The organism is Mesorhizobium oxytropidicola, assembly GCF_056174625.1.
The window spans coordinates 3,338,021-3,356,952 of sequence record NZ_CM149692.1 but is presented as its reverse complement, the minus strand read 5'-3'; the positions used below and the strand labels follow the sequence as shown (position 1 = coordinate 3,356,952).

The 18,932-nt window shown below is 62.0% G+C and carries 19 protein-coding genes; 2 read left to right on the top strand and 17 right to left on the bottom strand.

From position 1 onward, the window contains the following. Position 1: 1 nt before the first annotated feature. The 13 genes from AC0V8S_RS16800 to AC0V8S_RS16740 all read right to left on the bottom strand — a co-directional run bounded on the left by AC0V8S_RS16800 (position 2) and on the right by AC0V8S_RS16740 (position 14,638). Positions 2-2,182 carry a right-handed parallel beta-helix repeat-containing protein gene (locus tag AC0V8S_RS16800; RefSeq protein WP_475438421.1) on the bottom strand — a complete coding sequence of 727 codons (2,181 nt, stop codon included), beginning with the start codon at positions 2,180-2,182 and terminating at the stop codon, positions 2-4. A gap of 410 nt (positions 2,183-2,592) precedes the next feature. Then, on the bottom strand, positions 2,593-2,907 hold the full coding sequence (locus AC0V8S_RS16795; protein ID WP_183461103.1) for a hypothetical protein: 315 nt from the start codon (positions 2,905-2,907) through the stop codon (positions 2,593-2,595). 8 nt (positions 2,908-2,915) lie between these two features. Further along, positions 2,916-3,206 (bottom strand): hypothetical protein, encoded by a 291-nt coding sequence (locus AC0V8S_RS16790; RefSeq protein ID WP_095203850.1) that lies wholly within the window; start codon positions 3,204-3,206, stop codon positions 2,916-2,918. Next, entirely contained in the window at positions 3,194-5,806 is a 2,613-nt protein-coding gene (locus AC0V8S_RS16785; RefSeq protein WP_475438420.1) for an HNH endonuclease, read from the bottom strand. Before AC0V8S_RS16785 ends, AC0V8S_RS16790 begins: the two co-directional genes overlap by 13 nt. Positions 5,807-5,899: 93 nt before the next feature. Continuing rightward, positions 5,900-6,421, bottom strand: a complete 522-nt coding sequence (locus tag AC0V8S_RS16780) for a virion core protein, T7 gp14 family (protein ID WP_475438419.1) — start codon at positions 6,419-6,421, stop codon at positions 5,900-5,902. Positions 6,422-6,424: 3 nt separating this feature from the next. Continuing rightward, positions 6,425-7,093, bottom strand: a complete 669-nt coding sequence (locus tag AC0V8S_RS16775) for a hypothetical protein (RefSeq protein ID WP_475438418.1) — start codon at positions 7,091-7,093, stop codon at positions 6,425-6,427. A gap of 219 nt (positions 7,094-7,312) precedes the next feature. Further along, a complete protein-coding gene (locus tag AC0V8S_RS16770) occupies positions 7,313-9,781 on the bottom strand; it encodes a phage tail protein (RefSeq protein ID WP_475438417.1) in 2,469 nt (822 codons plus the stop codon). Beyond that, positions 9,781-10,380, bottom strand: coding sequence for a phage connector family protein (locus tag AC0V8S_RS16765; protein ID WP_183461112.1), 600 nt, complete (start codon positions 10,378-10,380; stop codon positions 9,781-9,783). The genes AC0V8S_RS16770 and AC0V8S_RS16765 overlap by 1 nt, the downstream gene beginning before the upstream one ends. Before the next feature lie 128 nt (positions 10,381-10,508). Next, positions 10,509-11,063, bottom strand: coding sequence for a hypothetical protein (locus tag AC0V8S_RS16760; RefSeq protein WP_475438416.1), 555 nt, complete (start codon positions 11,061-11,063; stop codon positions 10,509-10,511). 114 nt (positions 11,064-11,177) lie between these two features. Continuing rightward, complete coding sequence (locus tag AC0V8S_RS16755; protein ID WP_183461117.1) at positions 11,178-12,167, bottom strand: Coat protein; 990 nt, start codon at positions 12,165-12,167, stop codon at positions 11,178-11,180. Between the two features lie 174 nt (positions 12,168-12,341). Continuing rightward, positions 12,342-13,253 (bottom strand): hypothetical protein, encoded by a 912-nt coding sequence (locus AC0V8S_RS16750; RefSeq protein ID WP_475438415.1) that lies wholly within the window; start codon positions 13,251-13,253, stop codon positions 12,342-12,344. Between the two features lie 137 nt (positions 13,254-13,390). Further along, positions 13,391-13,810, bottom strand: coding sequence for a hypothetical protein (locus AC0V8S_RS16745; protein ID WP_183461121.1), 420 nt, complete (start codon positions 13,808-13,810; stop codon positions 13,391-13,393). A 255-nt stretch (positions 13,811-14,065) separates the two neighbouring features. Then, positions 14,066-14,638, bottom strand: coding sequence for a hypothetical protein (locus AC0V8S_RS16740; protein ID WP_475438414.1), 573 nt, complete (start codon positions 14,636-14,638; stop codon positions 14,066-14,068). A gap of 315 nt (positions 14,639-14,953) precedes the next feature. Here AC0V8S_RS16740 and AC0V8S_RS16735 point away from each other — a divergent pair, with 315 nt between their 5' ends. Beyond that, entirely contained in the window at positions 14,954-15,271 is a 318-nt protein-coding gene (locus AC0V8S_RS16735; protein WP_096447789.1) for a YMGG-like glycine zipper-containing protein, read from the top strand. A gap of 143 nt (positions 15,272-15,414) precedes the next feature. Next, a complete protein-coding gene (locus tag AC0V8S_RS16730; protein ID WP_475438413.1) occupies positions 15,415-15,729 on the top strand; it encodes a hypothetical protein in 315 nt (104 codons plus the stop codon). 467 nt (positions 15,730-16,196) lie between these two features. Here the strand turns inward: AC0V8S_RS16730 and AC0V8S_RS16725 are convergent, their stop codons facing one another. The 4 genes from AC0V8S_RS16725 to AC0V8S_RS16710 all read right to left on the bottom strand — a co-directional run bounded on the left by AC0V8S_RS16725 (position 16,197) and on the right by AC0V8S_RS16710 (position 18,812). Beyond that, a complete protein-coding gene (locus AC0V8S_RS16725) occupies positions 16,197-17,102 on the bottom strand; it encodes a nucleotidyltransferase family protein (protein WP_475438412.1) in 906 nt (301 codons plus the stop codon). Beyond that, a complete protein-coding gene (locus AC0V8S_RS16720; RefSeq protein WP_475438411.1) occupies positions 17,026-17,544 on the bottom strand; it encodes a hypothetical protein in 519 nt (172 codons plus the stop codon). The genes AC0V8S_RS16725 and AC0V8S_RS16720 overlap by 77 nt, the downstream gene beginning before the upstream one ends. A gap of 153 nt (positions 17,545-17,697) precedes the next feature. After that, positions 17,698-18,390 (bottom strand): hypothetical protein, encoded by a 693-nt coding sequence (locus AC0V8S_RS16715; RefSeq protein ID WP_475438410.1) that lies wholly within the window; start codon positions 18,388-18,390, stop codon positions 17,698-17,700. After that, positions 18,327-18,812 carry a hypothetical protein gene (locus AC0V8S_RS16710; protein ID WP_475438409.1) on the bottom strand — a complete coding sequence of 162 codons (486 nt, stop codon included), beginning with the start codon at positions 18,810-18,812 and terminating at the stop codon, positions 18,327-18,329. The genes AC0V8S_RS16715 and AC0V8S_RS16710 overlap by 64 nt, the downstream gene beginning before the upstream one ends. Between the last annotated feature and the right edge of the window lie 120 nt (positions 18,813-18,932).

The following is an 18,932-nucleotide window of genomic DNA, read 5'->3' as shown; positions in this document are numbered from 1 at the left end:
GCTAATGTACCATCTTCCTGGCGGTCAACGTGCCGGTATAGGTGATCGCGACCGCCTCGTTTGGTTCAAGCTGAATACAAAGGGGGACATTGGCGCCCAGCGCGGCCGGCAGTATCGATACGCCACCTTGGGTGGCCGCTGTGATTGATGTGGTCGCGGAAGTGTAAACTGTCTCCGGTGACGCGCCAGCCGTATAGGTGTAGGGGGAAGCTCCTGGTGTGATGCCTGCCGCGCCAACCGGGTTGTAGCCCGCATTTCGTTCGATGCGCGTGCTGCCTAGCCAAGCTCCAGCTATCTTGTTCGTACAGCCCACAAACGAGTTGTCGTAAATCATCGCGTCTGTCGGCGTGCCATCCGAGAAAATGCCATACAACAGACCACCAAGGCGGTTGCCTTGAAGGCGTGCGCGAACCACACCAGAATTCAATGAAAACCCGGCAGCAGCACCCGGGCCGTTGATGGTGTTGTTGACGAAGCTACAATCAGAGATCACTGCACCAGTGAGTGTAACCCCGCTCGAACCATTGTTAAGCATAAAGCAGTTTGCAAAATTGACATTTGTCACCGAGGCGCTTGCGCCAGGCGCCATCTGCACTCCGTGAGTTCCTGAAGTGCTGAACCAGCATTGTACGAAATCGCAACTCGTAATCGTGCCCGTGCTCGTGGGGGTAATGGAAAGACCCGCGCCCAAAGAGGTATCGAACCAGCAATTGGTGAAGCGGCAATAGGCAACGGATTGGCCGGCTGCCGGGGTGATTTGCGCGCCATTGGTCCCAGCGAGGAACTGACAATTGGTGAAGCTGTAGTCCCCTCCGTTGTCGATATAGAGACAGGCAAATGGATGGGCCACACCGTTCCACACCACGATCATATTAGCGATCTCAACTGCAACACCGCCATGGAGCCGGATACCGATGCTAGAGACGTTAGCTGTGCTGATGTTGCCGTTGGCCACGAAAATTGTTGAAACCGCCACCGAGAGAAAGATCCCCTGAAATGTTCCGGTCATATTGAAGTTTGTAATCGAAACGACGTTGGCCGAAATATTGATATAGCTGCCCGCCGTTCGGGTGATGTTAGTCCCGAAGGAAATCCGATCCAGAGTGAACGAGCCGTTCGAAACAGTCAGAAGATCGGCAGTCGCCGAGGTCGTGGTGAGCATGACCTTGGCTTTGCTTTCTCCGAGCCAGCAAGCAAACGACGACGGTGTGATCGCGGCAGAGACCAGATAGTTGCCCTTTGGGAAATAGAGAGCTTTGCCCAAAGCTGCTGCAGCGGCGTCAGCCGCGACGATGCCGGCACGGCTGTCTGAAACGCCCGTAGGATCAACGCCTGTGAAATCGAGAACAGATACCCTCTCCCGGGCGCGATCCTGCATTGTACGCGCCAACGAACTTGTCCCACCTTGTGTGTAAGACACGTCGGCACCATCGATTGCGGCTATGGGCACATAGGCCGTATTGCCGGCATTCCGCTTAAGGAAGGTGTTGGCGACCGGCGCCGGAAGGTTGATTGCAGCCGCCGACGCGGCCGCGGCCGAAGCCGAGCCGGCGGCGGCGGTCGCTGAATTCCCCGCATTGGTCGCGGATGTCGCCGCGCTCGATGCCGAGCCGGCCGCCGCCGTGGCCGCATTGCCGGCGTTCGTCGCGCTGGTGGCGGCCGCGGATGCCGAGCCCGACGCGGCGGTGGCCGAGTTGCCGGCATTCGTTGCGGAGGTCGCGGCATTGGTCGCGCTGGTCGATGCGGCAGTGGCCGATCCGGCGGCGGCGGAAGCGCTGCCGGCCGCAGCCGTCGCCGCCGCCTGAGCATCGCCCAATGCATTGTCGGACAAATAGAGCGACAGCGTGATGTTGTCGGTGCCGATCACCGGCTCATCGGTCTGAAATGAAAAAACCTTGGCGGCATTGGTCGATCCGGCCTGGGTGTGGACCGTGGTGCCCTTCTGTATCGTGCGCGAGGTCCGCGCGTCGGCGGCACGGAACCAAGCCCCTGTGCTTGCTGTGTAAATGCCGTTTTGGGTGGCGTTCGTCTGGTTCTTGACCAGCACGCGGTCACCGGCTTCCGTCAGCACGCCGTCAATCGCCTGGAGGCCAGATAAAGAAATATTGGCCGTGGTCGCCAGTCGCACGGGTTCGCGCTCACCGGTCAACAGGCGAACGGCGGCAGTTGCAGGTCGGGCCATAAGGCTTGCTCCATGAAAAAAGCCCCGCTGAAGCGAGGCTTGAGGATTTCGGGTCGGATGGGTGGACGGGACGGGCGCGCCAACTAACTTGGCCAGCGGCTATCGTTTATTTCCGGTTTTCTCGTCCTGAAAGCGCTCGTGCCTCGACTGGCGTCTCGCCTGAGTCACCAGGTGATGCTTACGGTGACAGTGCACTATTCCCCCATATCTCCGCCCGGTGGTTCACTCCAGCGATATTGGGGACGATTGATTAAAATGGACTGGACTGCACCCCATGGGTGAGACACTGCAATTTCTGTGACAGGTTATCCTGGAGGATGACCCATGGGGTGCAGTCCAGCACTGTCACCGTAATTCACCGTCACCGTAATTCGTTGACGCCTCGCACCAAATCGGCCAGAAAAGAGCATTCAATTATCGAAATTTTCATCGACGAACATCTCGGAAAATTTCTGAGGCGAAAGCGTTACGTTGTTGTCCCGAGCGATTTCGAGGTTTCTTGCCCATAGCCCCCGGATTTCGGCCGGTATTTCCTCGGAAAAATGAACCGATGCGGCAATTGCACCTTGCCAGTGTCCATCGCCACCGTAGAGAGCGTGCAGTTTGGGAGCTATCGCCTTCAAGGATTTATCCACTTCTTCCGGCAACTCCCCAATTACCCATAGAACATAGAATTCCAAGAGTTTAAGCAACGGCTTTCCGTCATAGCGCGGATTATTTTCCATTCTATCTCCTATGCGTCATTGACGGCGTATTGGATAAGCCTTTGACAAACTGCCGATAGGCTAGGTTTTTCTTCTATCGAGGCAAGCCAACCCTCGATGACTTCTCTAGAGATATGTATCTCAAGAAAATATTCCAAACCCGCTTCGACGGCCTCCGGTGGCGATCTTCCCGTGTCTAGCCCGGTAGCAACCATCGCATCCGAATCCTCGGTCCAAGGCTCCGACGCATAAATCGTGTCGTACTCGTCAAACTCCGACAGCCTTTCGACTATCTCTATCAGCCTGCCTACTTTCCCCATCGAGAAAACCCTCCTTTGCCATTCGGATGCAGAACCTTCTGGAAGATGGTACCAGGATCATGCTGAGATCTAGGCACGAGTTGCATCACTCCGGACTCATCGGCGTGATGCCACGAGAAACCATCAGGCGCGTTTTGGGGAGCCAGCCCCCTCGGCGTTCTCCGAAGATTAATTCCATGATTCTGCATGGCTTGAGCGAAAGCCGCTTCTCCCTCCATCGCCTGCAACAGCGCCTCGTTTGCTTCTTGATAATGTAGATCGCGTGAGATACCCGGATATGACGTAGGGGCTAGTCTCATTTCAAACACTACACTATAAAATCGGCCGGTCGGTAGGTGAGTTGCTCTGGCATTCGCCTCTCCTGCGGCAAGTTCCGGCGCAGGCTTGGATAAATCGACGCCTTGATAGAGGTCTGCCCCCTCGGACGCGCCTTCCTCCAACGCCTTGATGCCCGCATCACTTCCCCTGCCCTCAGCGGCAGATGCCCCTGAATCGGCCTGGCGCCTGGTGAGCCTTCTCACCACCTGACCGCCAACCGCACTCAAACCCTCGGCAAGGGCATTGCCACCTGCACCCAACAGTGCTCCGGTGCTCATCTCCGTTACGATGTTCCGGCCGTTTAGAGCGGCATGGACACCGCCGAACACAGCGCCGTCTGCTGCCATGGTCGAGCTTCGTGCGAAAAGGCCGGGTATGCCCTTCAGACCTTCTGCCGCGAACTTTCCCGTGAAGGTGAGGCCCGCGCTCTGAATGCCGTGGCCGGTTGCGAAAGCGCCGAGCAATTTCGCGGCTATGCCGGCCGAGCCGGCACGATCTTCAGCATCCTCGCTTTCGGCTTGCTCGGCTGCCTGCAACTCGCTGTAGCTTTTGTCGGAGAAAAGCCATTTCATTCCCGCGGCGAACTTATCGGCCTGATCGAATGTCGCGCCGTTGGCCGCGAGCCTGACGCTGTCGTTCACAGCCGCAATCGGCTTTTGCCACCATGAGCCGGCGTTGAACCGCACACGGGCGGGGTGCAGGGCCATCTCGATCAAACCGGCCTCGAGGGCCTTTCCCTGAGCTTCCAGCTCTGCCGGCGCGATCTTCGGATTGTTTGCCGCGTTTTGGCGCAGGCGAGCCAAGGCGGACTGGAAAACCTGCCCGGCGAATGTGAAGCGCGCCTCCGGATCGCGCACGGCCTTGAGAAACTCACTCAGTTCGATGATGCGCTGCCGCAATGGCGCGCTCTCATCGACGTATCTCGCGCCGAAGCTGTCCGAGAGCGCCTGCGGAACCGCCAAGACCTTGCCGAAGCCCATCTGCTGTTGAGCAGCCCAGGCCCACGTGATGGCGGCTTGAAAATCCTGGGGCGTTGAGACCTTGCTCCAGTCCGGAGCCTTGCCGGGGAATATCTGGCTGATGTAGGCGACAGGATCGGCGTCGCGGGCGCCCATGATCAATTGGGCGGCGCCGGCTCTTACCTCGTATCGCTCGCGCTCTTCCAGCGAGCCGTTGGGGCTTGGTTCGAAATCCCGAAGCTCGGCATGTATTGCCTGGTTCGGCGCCCGATACATGTCGAAGAAAGACTTGGCGACGCCGGCCGTTGTCCTGAACTGATCGAAATGCTGCGGGCCGTCCTCGGCTCCGTAGATGTTGACGAAATCCTGAGCGGTCGGCTCCTCCTCCGGATATTTGCCCGTGGCGGCGATGACGGCCGGTGCGTTCTGCTCCGCAAGCAGGACCCTTGCACGCGCACCGATCAGTTGGGCTGCGGTGGCGCTGTTGGCCTGGTCCTTCAGCGCCGCAACATCGCCTGGCTTCAGATAGGTGATGGCGTCGAGTGGGATGGCTGTCTTGTTTTCCGGCGTCGTCGAGTCGCTTCCGCCGAACGCCTGCGCCACGGCTTCATCTGGCGTGTGCGTTCCAACGCGATCGCCTTTCGCGGCCGCCGCATTTGCACTGTCCGAGGCACTGGAGCCACCAACGACGGCATCGTCCTTCGTCCGGCCCTGCGCCGCGCCCAGCATCTCGGCAGCCCGCTTCGGGTCCTGGGCGATCATCGCCTGGACCAGCGCCTTGGCCGTGTTGGTGCGCCAGGCGGCTTCCGCCGCTTGCCGGGCAAGCGGGTTGCCGATCTTGGCGATCAGGTCGGACCCGCTCTGCCGGATCGCCTCGAAGTTCGCGGTGTCGTTCGGGTCGCTTTGGGCGATGGCGCTCGTCGACATGGTGTCGACCTTGGTCCACTTGGCCAACTCATAGTCGTCGCGCCGCTGAAGCTGCCGTGCCGCCATGCGCAGCGCGCCGGTTTGACGCAGCGGTTCCTTCTGCCCGGCGAAAGCGGCGCGCTGGCTCTCGGGCATACCCGGCAAGGCGGCGGCAAACAGCTTGTCGAACAGGCCTGTCTTGACCACCCGGCCACTGTACGGATCGACCTGGCCGTACATGACTTCATGCAGGCCGGCGCCGTCGGCCGGCGCATTTGCCGTCACCTCGTCTTCCGCTTGCGCGATCTGGCCGTTGAACCGGCGGCGGGCCAGTTCGGCATCGAACGCCTCCTGCTGGTCCTTCATCTGCTGATAGCGCTCGGCGACAGCGGAAAGGTGATCGCCAAAACCCTGCATGGCGCCGCCGATCGGCGAGCCCTGGGGTATTGCGGCGCGTTGCCGGTATCGAGCCGGCGCTGGGCGATGGAAAGGGGGATGACGTGGACCATTTCAGTAGAGTCCCGAATAGCCGCCGGCTATGGCGGCGCTTGCCCGGGCGAAAAATGCCGAACCGCCGAGGCTCACAGCCTTGGTCGGGTCGTAGATTTTGGAGAGGCCGCCAACGAGCGCGCTGCCGGCGTTGAAGATCGATGCCGTCACCGCCTGCTTGCCGGAGAAGCGCGAAATGGCGGCCTGACTGTTGAGGTTGTTCTGGCGCAGCTGCGAGCTGTACTGGATCGCGTCGAGGTCCATCTGACCTTGCCTGGCATTGGCGTCCAGCACCTCGGTCGGCGAGCCGGATATGCCGACGCCGGAGGCGCCGGCCTGGGCGCGCGCCTGGGCCTGCAGCAGATCCTGCTTGTGGCGCTCCTGGCTCTGTTCGAAGGCCGCGCTTTGTGCCTCGGCCTGCGCCTGCTGCTCATAGGCCTTGGTCTGATAGTCGGCCATCTGCTTCGACTGCTGGCCTTCGACCAGCGCGCCGCCAACCGACAGGGCCGTGCCCGCCAGTCCAAGAAGGGCAAGTGTGCACATGGTTCAGCCTCGTTCGCTCAGAGAGGGAGTTGCGGGAATGAATTTGCTTTTGACGCCGTCCACGGGCGCGCCGAGCGGCGGGCGCGGGTCGAGCGCACCGCCGGGGGTCAGGAAGGAGAGCAGCACCCTGTCCGCCTGCAGCGCCGGCCGGCTGAGCCGGGCGGGCGGGGTGGCCCGAGCGCCGGCCATGGCGGCGCGGCGTGTGGTGGTCAGGTTCACCTTCAGCTCGCCGACGCCGGCGGCGTCGAACAGGCCATTGGCGGTGGCGATGCCGCGGGCGAGCGCATCGGCCTCGAACAGTTCCTGGCGCAGCTGCTCGACCAGACGATGAACGGCGCGCCACCGGTCGACAAGCAGGGCTGCCCTGGCCTTGATCTCCTCGCCGAGTGCGGCGATGTCGGCGCGGGCCTCGCCGCGCGCGGCTTCCGCGCGGCGCTTGCCGGCGGCGTCGATGGTTTTTTCCAGCAGCGCGATCCGGTCGTTGCAGTCGTCGAGCGCGGCACGCGCTGCAGCCAGGTCGCCATCGCCGAAGACCGCGCGGTCCTCGGCTTCAGCCAGTTCGCTCTTGCAGGCGAGCGCGTCGTTGAGGTCGGTGTCGAGCAGAGCGATGACGGCCGCGAATTCGGCAGCCGTCCGCGCCCTGCCGAGGGTTTCGGCATGGGGGGATGTCATTGGGTGGGTTCCCTGTGGGGAGTGTTATCTCCCCCCTCGAGGGGGAGATGGCCGGCAGGCCAGAGGGGGTCGGTACGACCGGATGCGACCTTCTGCGGCGGATGAAGGTTGGCGCCTCGCGTGAGGCGCCGGCATCGTTTCAGGCTAGGAGGTCGCGTCCCGTCGTACCGACCCCTCTGTCGCCTTCGGCGACATCTCCCCCTCGAGGGGGGAGATCAACTACGGCTCGGCGTCGAACACCGGCGTGAACGCCCTGATCGTGCCGGGCGTCGGGTTGACGTGGCGGATGCGTACCCGGCCCTGCCCTTCCCAGCTGTCGTCGATCGGCACCTCGACATTGCCGGTGAACAGCGTCGCCCCGCCGTCGGGTGCGACGATTGAGGGCATGCGCACCGGCTCCCAGCGACCGCGCATGAAGGACTGCACCTCGAGCCCCGTAGTGTCGGTCTCGAGCAGCGACAGGATCGCTTTCGCCACCTTCTTGCGGCGGCCGATGATGGAGCCGTCCTTGCCGCCGACATCGAGTTCCAGCGTGTCGGCGGCCGCCGCATAGGGCAGGCCAAGCTGCCATTTGGCGGCAGTCGAGCCGCCCGGCAGCGTCACCGTGCCACCGCCGCTCACGGTGAGGCCATGGTAGACCTTGCCGTCGGCCAGCACGTCGACGGACTGGCCGGCAAGGTGTGCCGCGCCGCCCACCGTGGCCACCGCGGCGCCCATATAAGTCAGCCCGCAATCGACCTCGAAGGCGTCAGCGACGGCGCCATATTCGAACGGCGCGGTCTTGATCTCGATATAGCGCCTGGTCACGCCGCCGATGGTGCGCTTGACGACCAGCCACAGATCATCATTGCCATCCTGGCCAGGCGTAACACAGGCACTTTCGACAATTGCCCAGTCTACCCCGGTGAAGCTGCCGCCCAGGCGATGCCGATGCATGCCTCTGACTTCCTGGGATGGCTGGTGGGTGTAACCGCCCAGTTCGCCATTATCGAGCGGGAACCACAGCAACGGGTCAGGGTCGGTCTGGAAGGCCAGCTCGACCACGCCTTGCTTGGGGATGTGCTCGGAAATCTGGCCGACATCGTCCGAGGTGAAACGGCTCTGCGCCGTCTGCGTCAGCTCGGCGATGGATTTGCGCGAGCGCGTGACATAGAGAAACGACTGGCCGGCATCGACCGGGCGGATGCGGGCACAGCCGAAGGTGCGCGAGCGCCGGTTCTTGAACGAAGACGGCGTCAGCGCCTCGTCGATGCCCGAGCCCGAAAGCGCGCGCACGCCGCCTGAGGTGCCGATCATCAAGGCGCCGTCCGATTCCGCGATCCACTGGATGTCGTTGGCCTGGCCGCCGCCGGCCTGGACGAACTCCAGCGCATCATCGTCCTTCTCGCCCAACGCGAAATTGTCGAAGTCGCCGGTTTTCGATGCGTAGACCGAGAACTTGCGGCTGAAGGCCAGGCGCTCTTCGTACAGCGATCCGCTTTCGACATACTTCCCAGGCACGAACGTACCCAGCCGCCAGCGTGTGATCGGAGAGAAGTCGGGCAAGGCGTGGCCATAGAGCCTGACCTTGACCACTGTCGTGCTGGTGCGACTTGTGATCTTGGCCCAGCGCCAAACATTGTCGGCGCCGAGCAGTCGGATTGATCGGCCGACATCGGTTGTCTGAAAGCCCGTACCGCCGTTGATGCCGGATATGCTGGACGCGGTAAGGTCGAACGGCGTCATCATGTCGCCGTTCTCGGCCAACGCAACCTCTGAGATCCCGGTGTTGTTGGCGTCGTCCCCGCCGCCACCGGAGAAGTCGAATTTGTAGTATTCATAGGTCGTCTGGTTCTGAAACTCGTAAAAGCGCACTTCCGAGCCGGACCAGCCCCGTTCCCCGCTCCGGCCATCCAGCGAGACGTAATTCACGCCATTGTTTGAACCTGACAGTTTCCATTGTGTCGGCGTGTCGCCCCATTTGGCGGCATCCTCCGATGCAGAGATCCAGTAGGCGTTCGCCGCCTTTCCCTGACCGGCGGGGAACTGGTACTGAAGAAACCCGCTGCTCCCCGTCGACACAGTGACGGAGCCGTTTATTGCCCGGTCAAAGGCCCTCCAACTGGTTGTGCCCGTGCCGTTGTCAGTAACGGTGCCGCTCGGTGTCGTGGCGGAGGTCATCTGCGGCGTGGCGTGGCCAGTATTCGCCGGGGTGAGCGTCGTCGGCGTGGTGTTGATTTCGTCATAGGGGCCATCGAGAAAGGTGAAGTCTGCCAGCGACCAGGTGGTGTGCGCGGTGCGCGTCAGCACCTTGGGCGGATAGTCCTTGTGGCTGATCCACATCTGGTCGGCCGACTGCACATAGGCGAGCTCGAACAGGTCCGCTTCCAGATAGGGCGAGGCGACCTCCACCGTGCCGACGCGCGCACCATAGGCGTAGACGCGGATATAGAGGTCGCCGAATTCGAGCGCGTAGGCCTGGTCGGCCGAGAAGATGAACGGGATCAGCCGCGTCTTCTTGGCCGATGTCTTGACCTCGCCGGCGAAATAGGTGCCGCCGCGCTTGCGGATGCCGCCATGCGGCAGCGTGAGGAAGTTCTCGCATCGGGCAAGCGCCGCCCGATAGAAATCGAGCGACGCGCGGGCATGCAAGCGCGGACTGATTTCACCACGCGTGAAAACATCCTGGACGGGATAAAGCGTCGTCATCAGCGCACCATCCTGCTGTCGCCGCGCTGGCTGGACCAGGAGGCGGTGTAGAACCGGCCACCGCGCTGGATGGCATTGGCGTTGAGTGCCGCATCCAGCGCCCGGTCATAGGCCGAACGGGCAATGTCGATCATGCCCGATTTGTGGGTCAGCGGATGCGCGACCTTGATGGCAAGCGCGGCTACCAGCACCTCGGTGAACAGCGCGTCCCAGTCGTTGGGATCGGTGAGGTTGGCGAGGTAGCGGATGGTCAATGGACCCGGCTGGTCCGAATAGATCAGACCCGCCTCCTGGCGCCACGAGATCGGCACGCCGTCCGGTTCGCCATTGTGGGTCAAGGGCAGCGGCCGCAGGCAGTCGGCCGGCAGTTCATAGGCGACGTTCAAGCCGCAATCATTGCCGCCGCTGTCCGACCCCACCACATTGGCGCGCAGGATCGCGAACACCCAGGCGTATTTGGTCAGTTCGGCTTCGCATGTCAGGTCGAAATGCAGGTTCAACAGGCGCGCCGCCTTGACGTCCTGATCGAGACTGTCGATCGGCGCCTCGTCGAGCACGGCCAGCGCCATATTGGCGATATCGAGCGGGGTGATGGCCATGGCTCAGCGCCTCGTCCATACGGGTCGAGCAAGGGTCATGATTGTCTCCAGGCATGAAAAAAGCCGCTTGGAAGCGGCTTGGGAAAATCGTGGTCGGTGGAGCACCGGCGCCGAAGCTGCCGGGATCCTCACTGCTTCGGAATGGTGATGTCCTTGACCAGCGCCAGCCAGGCCATCTCAGCGGTCTGGTATTTGTCTTCGCTACCGTAGCAGGTCAGCGTGACGGCGCCGAACCGCGCTTCCTGCGCGGCCGCCCAAGCCCGCGTCGGCGTGCCGGATTCGTCGTAGCGGATCGAGGATATCGAGACGATAACGCCGCCTTCCATGAAATTGGTCGGCGGATCGACCACGACGGGGTCGACGCCGAGCTTGTCGAACTCTTCCACCAGATTGTCGGTGAATTCCTTCTGATACGCGTCAAAGAACTGCCGCGACGTCAGCGCTGCGTTGTTCATGGTCAGCATCACCTCGCATTCGCCGCTCTCGCCGCCGCAGGCATCGGACTTGCATTTGAGATCGATGTCCTGATCCTCGATCGCCGCCGACCAGAGCGCATCCTGATAGGTCAGGGTCACACCATGTGTCGGCTCGCTGATCTCGGCGGCGGAAACCGGCACGACAGAAGCAACGACCAGCAACAACACCGTTGGAAGCCGAAGCAAGATCGAGGCCTCTGGTTTCATTCCTTGAGATCCGCTGATGCCGCTTCAGACAGCGTGCCTGACGGCGGACGCGTTTGCCAGCAGGTTGCCGACCGAGAACGGGGCACCCTGCCCCGCCCTCTCGCCTCGGCCCGGTCAGGCCTCCGTCGTCTTCAGCGCGATGAAGGTCATGTTCTTGACGCTCGACGCGGTGCGGTCCCAGTTCACAGCCAGCGCCAGCTCGGTATCGGTGGCGAATTCGCCGGCCGAAGAGGCGTCGAGGAAGCGGGTGCCGGGCACATGCGGCACGAAATGCCGGCGGCCGACCATTTCGGTGACGCCGCCGCCATGACCCTGGCGCGGCTTGCGGTCGAACTCCAGCGGGCCGCCCTCGGTGTTGACCGGCAGCTCGTTCCACAGGATCGCCTTGTCCTTGAACATGAAGGCGGTGTAGACGCCCGCCGTCACCGGAATGTCGTCGTCGACGACGGCGCGCAGCCCCATGTAGTAGGGGATCAGCGGCCCGCCCTGCTCGGACGACGGCACATAGTCGATGAGGTCGGCGAGCTTCAGCGCCTTCATCTGCTTGGAGTGCATCCAGATCGTCTTGAACTTGTCCGCGCGATCGCCCATCAGATAGGCCGCCTCGATGATGTCGGTGTCGACGATGGAGGCGCCGGTGGTGCGCACCAGGTCGCCACCATCATTGGCGATGTTGTCGGCGACGACCCCCTTCAGGATGCCGAGCAGGGTCAGCTTGTTGGCGCGCTGCCAGTACTCGGTCTGCCGCTTGACGATCAGCTTCTGCGGATCGTCGCCCGCCAGGATCGAGGTCAGGTCCGGAACGCCCCACGCCTGGGCGCGGACGTTGCGGGCGGCGACCTCGCGGCGCGAGCCGACCTTCTTCATCTCGATGGAATCGGCCGGATCGTCATTGACCGGCTCGGACGGATCGTTGCCGAGATCTTTCCAGCCGGGCATGTCGACGGAGCGGCCGCCCATCGACAATTTGGACGAGATGGCCGGGTCGGAAAACAGGATTCCGGCCTGGTAGATTTCGAGCGACTGCACATGTTCCTCGAAAGCATATTGCGCATAGACGGACGGAACGATCGCGTCCGCGATGCGGGTGTAGGCATCTGCCATTTTTCTCTTCCTTCAGTTTGGGTTGGTGGTGAAGGTGTGTTGAGATTCAGGTCAGGCCGAGCCGAAAATGATGGCTTTCGAGAACCGGAGCGGAGCGGACATTTGGGTCCGTGAGCACCGGAAGCGCAGAAAGCCATCGTTTGCAGGCCGGGATCACCTGAATATCGACACAGCTTAGAGGGGGTTGTTCGGCATCCAGCGGTCCGGATTCTCCCCGGCCTCGCGAGCCAACCGCCGGGCACGGGCGGGGTCGCTTTTGACGAGGGCTGAAATGGCGGTCAGGTTGCGTTCGCCGGCGGCGTTGCGCTTGAACGGATTGCCTCCGCTGCGCCCGGCGCCGCCGTCGATCGTGTCTTCCCTGAACATCGCCTCGCCAATGGCGTGGAAGGCCTTGGCGATCTGCGGATCGGTCAGCGCCCCGTCAGGCAGAAGGATGCCCTTCGCCTTGTAGGCGTGGACCAGGCCGAGCTTCTTCATCGCCCGGTTGGCGACCTCGAGCTTCTGGCGAAAGCCGTCGCTGTTGGTCGGTCCCCAGTCCCGGACAAGGTCGTCATGGGTGGCTTCCACCGAGCGGGCGAGCGCGATCTCTTGGCGCGCGGCCTGCTCGGCCATGTAGCCGACGAACTTGTCGTGGTAGGCCTGTGCGATCTTCGGGCTTGCACCCGCTTCGACCGCCCAGGCCTTGGACGCATTGGCGAGCTCGTCCGAATAGGCGAAGTTTTCCGGCAGGCCTTCCGGCCGGCGGTATTCGACCTTCTCGGACGAGGTGACCGGACGCATGGTCTCGGGCAGCCGGGCATGAAAACGCTCCCAGTCTTCCCGCGATGCGTCCGGGCCGGGCACGCGCAGGCTCTCACCCTGCTGCCGCTCCAGTTCCGCATAGGATGTGAAAACCCGATCGAGGCTTTCAGGCTTGGTCCAGCCCTTGGTTTCAGCGAGCTTGCGGTTGCCTTCGGAAAGACCGTCAAACCAACTTTTGCCGGCCGCCGGGGCGGACCCATTGTCCCCGTTGGCCGGTGGCCGTACTGGGTTGCCCGCCGGCAGCGCACGCGCCGCCACGGACCCGGCGTCTGCCAGATCTGTCATGTGATGTTCCTCAAAAAGGTTTCGGATAGAGGTGAAATGCCGGCGCGCGTCAGCGCCTGCCATGCAGATCGCTTCTCACCCCGCCAGAAAGGGGAATGCCCTCAAGCGCGGTCAACTCAACTGGGAAGCGAACGGTGTTACGGTTGCGACACCCGGCAGGTGGTTGGCCGGTCGGGATCCAGTATCTTTCGCAGTTCTTTGATTTTCCCGCACAAAGTGTCGGTGTAGTGCGTGAACAGGTCCTGCTGATCCTTGGTGAACCCTTGGGAGAATTCGGCGCGTTCCTTGTCGTCCAGCCGGGTATCAAGTTCCCCGACTATTCCAGCGATCTGATTTCGCTCGACGTCGCGGCCGGACGCCTGTTTGAGGTATTCCAGATAACCGGCACCGGCGAACGCCACAAGGCTGAAGGCCATGAACATCAAGATGAGATTACGGGCTTCCGGCCGCGGCACTGGTCTTTTGAGTTCGGTATTCAACATCGCGGCTGTATAGCCGAGAATCAGGACGCCAATGCTGAGGGCTCCAAATTTCAGAAAACCCATCGCCGTGTCCATGTCGCTCCCCCTTGGCGAACAGCTCAATTCTCCGCCTGAAAACTATAACAGATTTCTCGGCAACTGCCCACTGCATGAGATATTAAACTTTCATCGCGCGTTAATAGCAACAAGACGCAAAGATCGGCTTTCAATTTCATCAAATTGTCGAGAACATTGCTGCCTGCCGCGCATCGCATATCTTGCTGGAAAGGAGTCTCAGCACATCACTGTTGGCGTAGCGATGCGCTGGCACTGTCTCTCGGCTCAACACGTTCAGACATTATCGCCCCAGTTCTCCCACAGCAGCGTCACCGTCCCGGTCACGGCAATCGTCCCGTCGGCATCGATATCCGTGCCGGTGGCAAACGCCAGGTTGAGATAGAGGTCGACAGGCGTCGTCGTCCCATCCAGTGTCGCGGCGGCAGCGATGTCGGCGGTCGAGGCCGTGGAGAGCGCGGCGCCGGCGCCATCCAGCGGGCGCGCCGTCGAGGCCAGCACGTTGACCATGGCCCCAGTGAGCGTCGCGCTCGACGCCGCCGCCGAGCCGAGCGACCAGGTCAGCGCCGCATTGTCGTTGATGGTCGAGGCGCGGGTGGTGAGCACCGCGAACTGCAACCGTGCCGTGCCGCCCTTGATGCGCACCTTGCCGTCGGTGAAATCGAAGAGCTTTTGGGCGGCATAGGCCTGCGCATCGGCAACCGGCACCTGCATGCCGGCGAAGCTGAAGACGGTGCGGAACGCGCCGCCCTGCCCGGTGGTGACGGCCTTCAGGCCGAGCTTGGGCGGGGCAAGGCCGGCCTCGCGGGCGGCGGCACGGACAAGCGTCCGGGGAAGACCTCGGGTCATGGCATTTCTCCATTTTTTGGGGCGAGAAGTGGTGCGCACGGCGCACGGGAAGCCAATTGCTTGGCCTCCCGAACGAAGAGCGCCCGGAGCGATGGCGAAGGGCCGGACTTCAATCCGGCCGAGCCGTCATAGGCTGAATCATTTTGACAAGGACGAGAGCTAGCGCCTTGTTCGAAAGAGGTGTTTTGGCCTCCCCGGTCTATCAACGCCCGAGAAACCATGTCTTATATCGTGAGCGTCCATGCCCCCGTTCCGCCGCAATGCGACCGCACGGGACGATCCATAGGGATTTCAGACCTTTAAGGGAGACCTCGCATGACCTTTCACAAAGCCATGGCCGCCGTGCTGATGACCGCCGCACTTGCCGGCTGCCAGTCGCAGACCGAAGGCCAGCAGCGCGCCACGACCGGCGCGCTCATCGGCGGCGCCGGCGGCGCTCTCGTCGGCCAGGCGATCGGCGGCAACACCAAGAGCACGGTCATCGGTGCGGCCAGCGGCGCGCTGCTTGGCGCCGTCGTCGGCTCGGCCACCACTCCGCAGCGCCGCGGCGACGAGATGTGCCGCTACCAGGACCGCTACGGCCGCATCTACACCGCGCCCTGCGACGACCGCTACTACAACGGCAATTATTGAGACCTCAGCTCCCTTCTCCCCGTTCCACGGGGAGAAGGTGCCCGAAGGGCGGATGAGGGGCAGCGCCGAGGCCTGAAAAGCTGGCACTGCCCTTACCCCCAAAGCATTTCGACGCTATCGTCTCTTCTCCAAAGGGGGTGACGATGCGACTTCTGACAGCCTCACTGCTGGTTGCCTTTTCGGTCTCCGCACAGGCCAAAGAAGCCATGAACATTGACCAGATCAGCGATTGCCTGGTCCTGCCGGGTGACGCCGTCGACAATCACATCAAAGCCATTTTCGAAGTGACCCTGGACAAGGCCGGCAAGGTCAAGTCGGTCACCGTCGTATCCTACGAGCCGCATTCCGAACCGGCGGCACAAGCGGCCCGGCAACTTTCGAGATCGGTCCAGCGATGTTGGCCGCCGGGCGTCAAAACCAGCCCGATGCGCATCACGGTGGATCTGAGCGAAGTCTAGGCATCCAGGACATTCGCCGATGCCAACCTGTCATTTCTGACCGTCTCGCCAATGCCATGGAACATTGGAGGGTGTATTGGCCAGTTCCAGGGGTGGCTCCAGTTCGCCGTACTTCCCTTCGAAGCGTTCACGCCATTCCTGCTCGTCAAGCACGTTGGCGGAATTTCGGACATCCGCAGCACTAACCCGAATCCAAGGGGAGTTGGGCTTAAGCTTGGCATACGCGCCTCCCGCGCCAATAATCGCGGGGCGATGGTCCCAATCAACGAACCGTGGTGGTCTATTGTCTGGTAGTGGTGTCATGTTTGACTCCTTGAATCAATGTTCCCGCACTATAGCACTGACTTCCAGAATATTCATGCAGAAATGGAGGAACATTAGCGCAAGCCCGTTATTTCCAGGCCGCTCCGATTAGTTGCCAAAGGATATTGTCTGCGGCACTGGGTCGATAAATCGGTTTGACGAAGCTATTTCGACGTCGACGAACTTGATCCGCCCTTCAATCTGGCGAACACCTCCCTCCAGAGTGGATCAGTATCGCGACGAGCCGCAGCGTAAAGTGCAGCCTCCTGCCCCTCAAGATCAATCTGCTGAGGGCTACCTTCTTCTAAGCCCCTGCTACGCGTATAAAAATCCTGCCCCCCGAGTTCGTACTTAGCCTTGTAGATGTTCGGCTCCCACATTTGAACTTCGCCCAGCGTGCCGTCATCAAAGCGGACCATTACTTTTCGATCGAAGTAACCGTTGTCTTTTCCAGCCCACTTTTCATCCAGAATTTCGTACCGCTGAGCGAGCCGGGCGACGATCTCATCGGCTTGTGCGGGTGTCTTGACCACGAACCCGGCTCTGACCACGTCAGTCAGCCCCGACGCATCCTCGTATCCCTTGCGTCCAATCTTTTCGTCCGCTGTAGTCCTCTTCTTAATACCCTTGGTCACGAACTCTGCGCCGACTGAATCAGCAATTTCATGGCCGGTGCCCTCAAGATTTGCCTGCCATTTGGGCGCGACCGAGTACAGACCATCCAGCGACGTCGCGGGTTGCTTCGAGAAATCATCAGGCTGTGGCTTGGTCGGCGTGTTTGCCGCTGCGTTTTGTCCGGCGGCCGGTTCCTGAACCGGTCCGGTGGCATCTTCGGAAGTCCGAGCTTTAGCCACTGCCGAAACACCGGCAGATCGTTCTGCTTGCCCGGCCGCCCCGGAACCGGCCCATTCAGCCGCTCGCGCTATTCCTTTGCCAATACCTTCACCCAAGCCCCAGGTCGCCGCATCAGATCCCTGACGCATCATCAAATCTTCAACGTCGTTCGCCGGCTCGTAGTAATCGTCTTCCTTTTTCGGAGATTTCGATGTTGGCTCCGCCCAGTGAAGCAAGGTTGTAGCCAATCTGGTCACTGACCCTGCCTAACGATATCCCCGTATTGGCAGCGAGTTTGCCAAGCGCTTTGGCCTCCGATGCAAATATTGAACTCGTGGATGGCGGTTGATAGCCAGCCTCGACCGGCATGATCCAACCCAGATCAGCGGCAGCCAGTTGCTTACCCACGGCTGCCCGGGCAACAGGGCCGGACGTTTTCGCAAGCAGCGCGCCTATTTTCGCGTTCTTTTCCTGCTGGTACGTACTAGGACTATTACGATTGTCCGAAAGCTCTTGAATGATGTGCTGCGGCACGAGCTGGGAATTCTCGATGCCCAGTCCTTCTTGCGCGGCAAGTGTTATGGCTATCGCCTTGTCGTAAGCTTCCTTGTTATACCCGTCGGGATCTTCGAGCCCGCCACCGATCACGGCTTTCCAGGCTGTGGCGATTGCCGGCACCGACTCCGCGACGGAGCCCCAGGCGTCGGTTCGTCTTCCGGTGAGAACCCCGCATAGCGGCAACGGCGGTTGCCAGGCGATGCAGATTATCTTCCTGCGATCGGCCGGACTCCGAAGTGGCATCAAGAAGGGCGGCATTGACCGCCTTGTTCGTCATGGTCCGCATGTCGAAGACTTGCTTGTTGACGCCGACCTGCCACTCGAGACCCTTCCGGCGCCTGTCGCCCTCGTCGAGGCCATAGATGATCCTGTAAGCATCCTTGCCCGGCATCGTGCCGGAATAGGCGCCGGTGCGCGCAATCTCGTCCGGCGCTTCTGTCTGGCCCGACCGATGGCAGCGCGGATCTCGATCTCCTGAGCGAGCTTGGCCGCTCTCGCCTTTCGAACCAGCGCTTCCTGTTGCGCCTGCGGAAGGTCGTCCCTGAACGCCTGTGCTATACGCTCATCCGGTGTCTGCGTGCCGACACGGTCGTCTTTCCCCGCAGCCATGTTTGGGCTGCTCGACAAGGAACTGTCGGCGGCTTGCGCGCTGTCGCCCGTAGCCCCGCTGCCGGAGGCCGGCGTCCCGACACCAAATATCTCCAGCGCGCGCTTCGGGTCCTTGGCGATCAGCGCCTCGAACCGCATCTTCGCGGCGGTACCGAACCAGTCCCTCACCTTCTGCTGTCTGATCCCCGGGTCGAGACCCATCTTGTCGATCAGGTCGAGCCCTTGCTGGCGTGCCGCTTCGAAGGTGACGTGATCGTCGGGGTTGGCGTTGCCAATGGCGATAGCGCTGGTCTTCAGCGCCGTGTCGACCTCGGCCTGCTCATAATCCTTGCGCCGCTGAAGCTGCCGTGCCGCCATGCGCAGCGCGCCGGTTTGACGCAGCGCTTCTTCTGCCTGGCGAAAGCGGCGCGCTGGCTTTCGGGCATGCCGGGCAAGGCAGCGGCAAACAGCTTGTCGAACAGCCCGGTCTTCACCACCCGGCCGTTGTACGGATCGACTTGGCCATACATGGTGTCATGCAGGCCGGCCCCGTCGGCCGGCGCGTTCGCCGTCACCTCGTCTTCCGCCTGCGCGATCTGGCCGTTGAACCGGCGGCGTGCCAGCTCGGCGTCGAACGCCTCCTGCTGGTCCTTCATCTGCTGGTAGCGCTCGGCGACAGCGGAAAGGTGTTCGCCAAAACCCTGCATGGCGCCGCCGATCGGCGATCCCTGGGGGTATTGCGGCGCGTTGCCGGTATCAAGCCGGCGCTGGGCGATGGAAAGCGGGATGACGTGGACCATTGGCTGTTTCCTGCTCGAATGGCTTTGAACAAAGGGCGCGCGGCGCCGGCGATCACGGCACGGCCGCGGCGACCGCGACTGGCTCCTTCTCACAGTGCGCGGGGAGAGGGTCACGGAACG

Excerpts from the sequence above, each read along its gene's own strand:
- AC0V8S_RS16800 (WP_475438421.1), bottom strand. The coding sequence starts at position 2,182 with ATGGCCCGACCTGCAACTGCCGCCGTTCGCCTGTTGACCGGTGAGCGC.
- AC0V8S_RS16795 (WP_183461103.1), bottom strand. The coding sequence starts at position 2,907 with ATGGAAAATAATCCGCGCTATGACGGAAAGCCGTTGCTTAAACTCTTG.
- AC0V8S_RS16790 (WP_095203850.1), bottom strand. The coding sequence starts at position 3,206 with ATGGGGAAAGTAGGCAGGCTGATAGAGATAGTCGAAAGGCTGTCGGAG.
- AC0V8S_RS16785 (WP_475438420.1), bottom strand. The coding sequence starts at position 5,806 with ATGCAGGGTTTTGGCGATCACCTTTCCGCTGTCGCCGAGCGCTATCAG.
- AC0V8S_RS16780 (WP_475438419.1), bottom strand. The coding sequence starts at position 6,421 with ATGTGCACACTTGCCCTTCTTGGACTGGCGGGCACGGCCCTGTCGGTT.
- AC0V8S_RS16775 (WP_475438418.1), bottom strand. The coding sequence starts at position 7,093 with ATGACATCCCCCCATGCCGAAACCCTCGGCAGGGCGCGGACGGCTGCC.
- AC0V8S_RS16770 (WP_475438417.1), bottom strand. The coding sequence starts at position 9,781 with ATGACGACGCTTTATCCCGTCCAGGATGTTTTCACGCGTGGTGAAATC.
- AC0V8S_RS16765 (WP_183461112.1), bottom strand. The coding sequence starts at position 10,380 with ATGGCCATCACCCCGCTCGATATCGCCAATATGGCGCTGGCCGTGCTC.
- AC0V8S_RS16760 (WP_475438416.1), bottom strand. The coding sequence starts at position 11,063 with ATGAAACCAGAGGCCTCGATCTTGCTTCGGCTTCCAACGGTGTTGTTG.
- AC0V8S_RS16755 (WP_183461117.1), bottom strand. The coding sequence starts at position 12,167 with ATGGCAGATGCCTACACCCGCATCGCGGACGCGATCGTTCCGTCCGTC.
- AC0V8S_RS16750 (WP_475438415.1), bottom strand. The coding sequence starts at position 13,253 with ATGACAGATCTGGCAGACGCCGGGTCCGTGGCGGCGCGTGCGCTGCCG.
- AC0V8S_RS16745 (WP_183461121.1), bottom strand. The coding sequence starts at position 13,810 with ATGGACACGGCGATGGGTTTTCTGAAATTTGGAGCCCTCAGCATTGGC.
- AC0V8S_RS16740 (WP_475438414.1), bottom strand. The coding sequence starts at position 14,638 with ATGACCCGAGGTCTTCCCCGGACGCTTGTCCGTGCCGCCGCCCGCGAG.
- AC0V8S_RS16735 (WP_096447789.1), top strand. The coding sequence starts at position 14,954 with ATGACCTTTCACAAAGCCATGGCCGCCGTGCTGATGACCGCCGCACTT.
- AC0V8S_RS16730 (WP_475438413.1), top strand. The coding sequence starts at position 15,415 with ATGCGACTTCTGACAGCCTCACTGCTGGTTGCCTTTTCGGTCTCCGCA.
- AC0V8S_RS16715 (WP_475438410.1), bottom strand. The coding sequence starts at position 18,390 with ATGGCGGCACGGCAGCTTCAGCGGCGCAAGGATTATGAGCAGGCCGAG.
- AC0V8S_RS16710 (WP_475438409.1), bottom strand. The coding sequence starts at position 18,812 with ATGGTCCACGTCATCCCGCTTTCCATCGCCCAGCGCCGGCTTGATACC.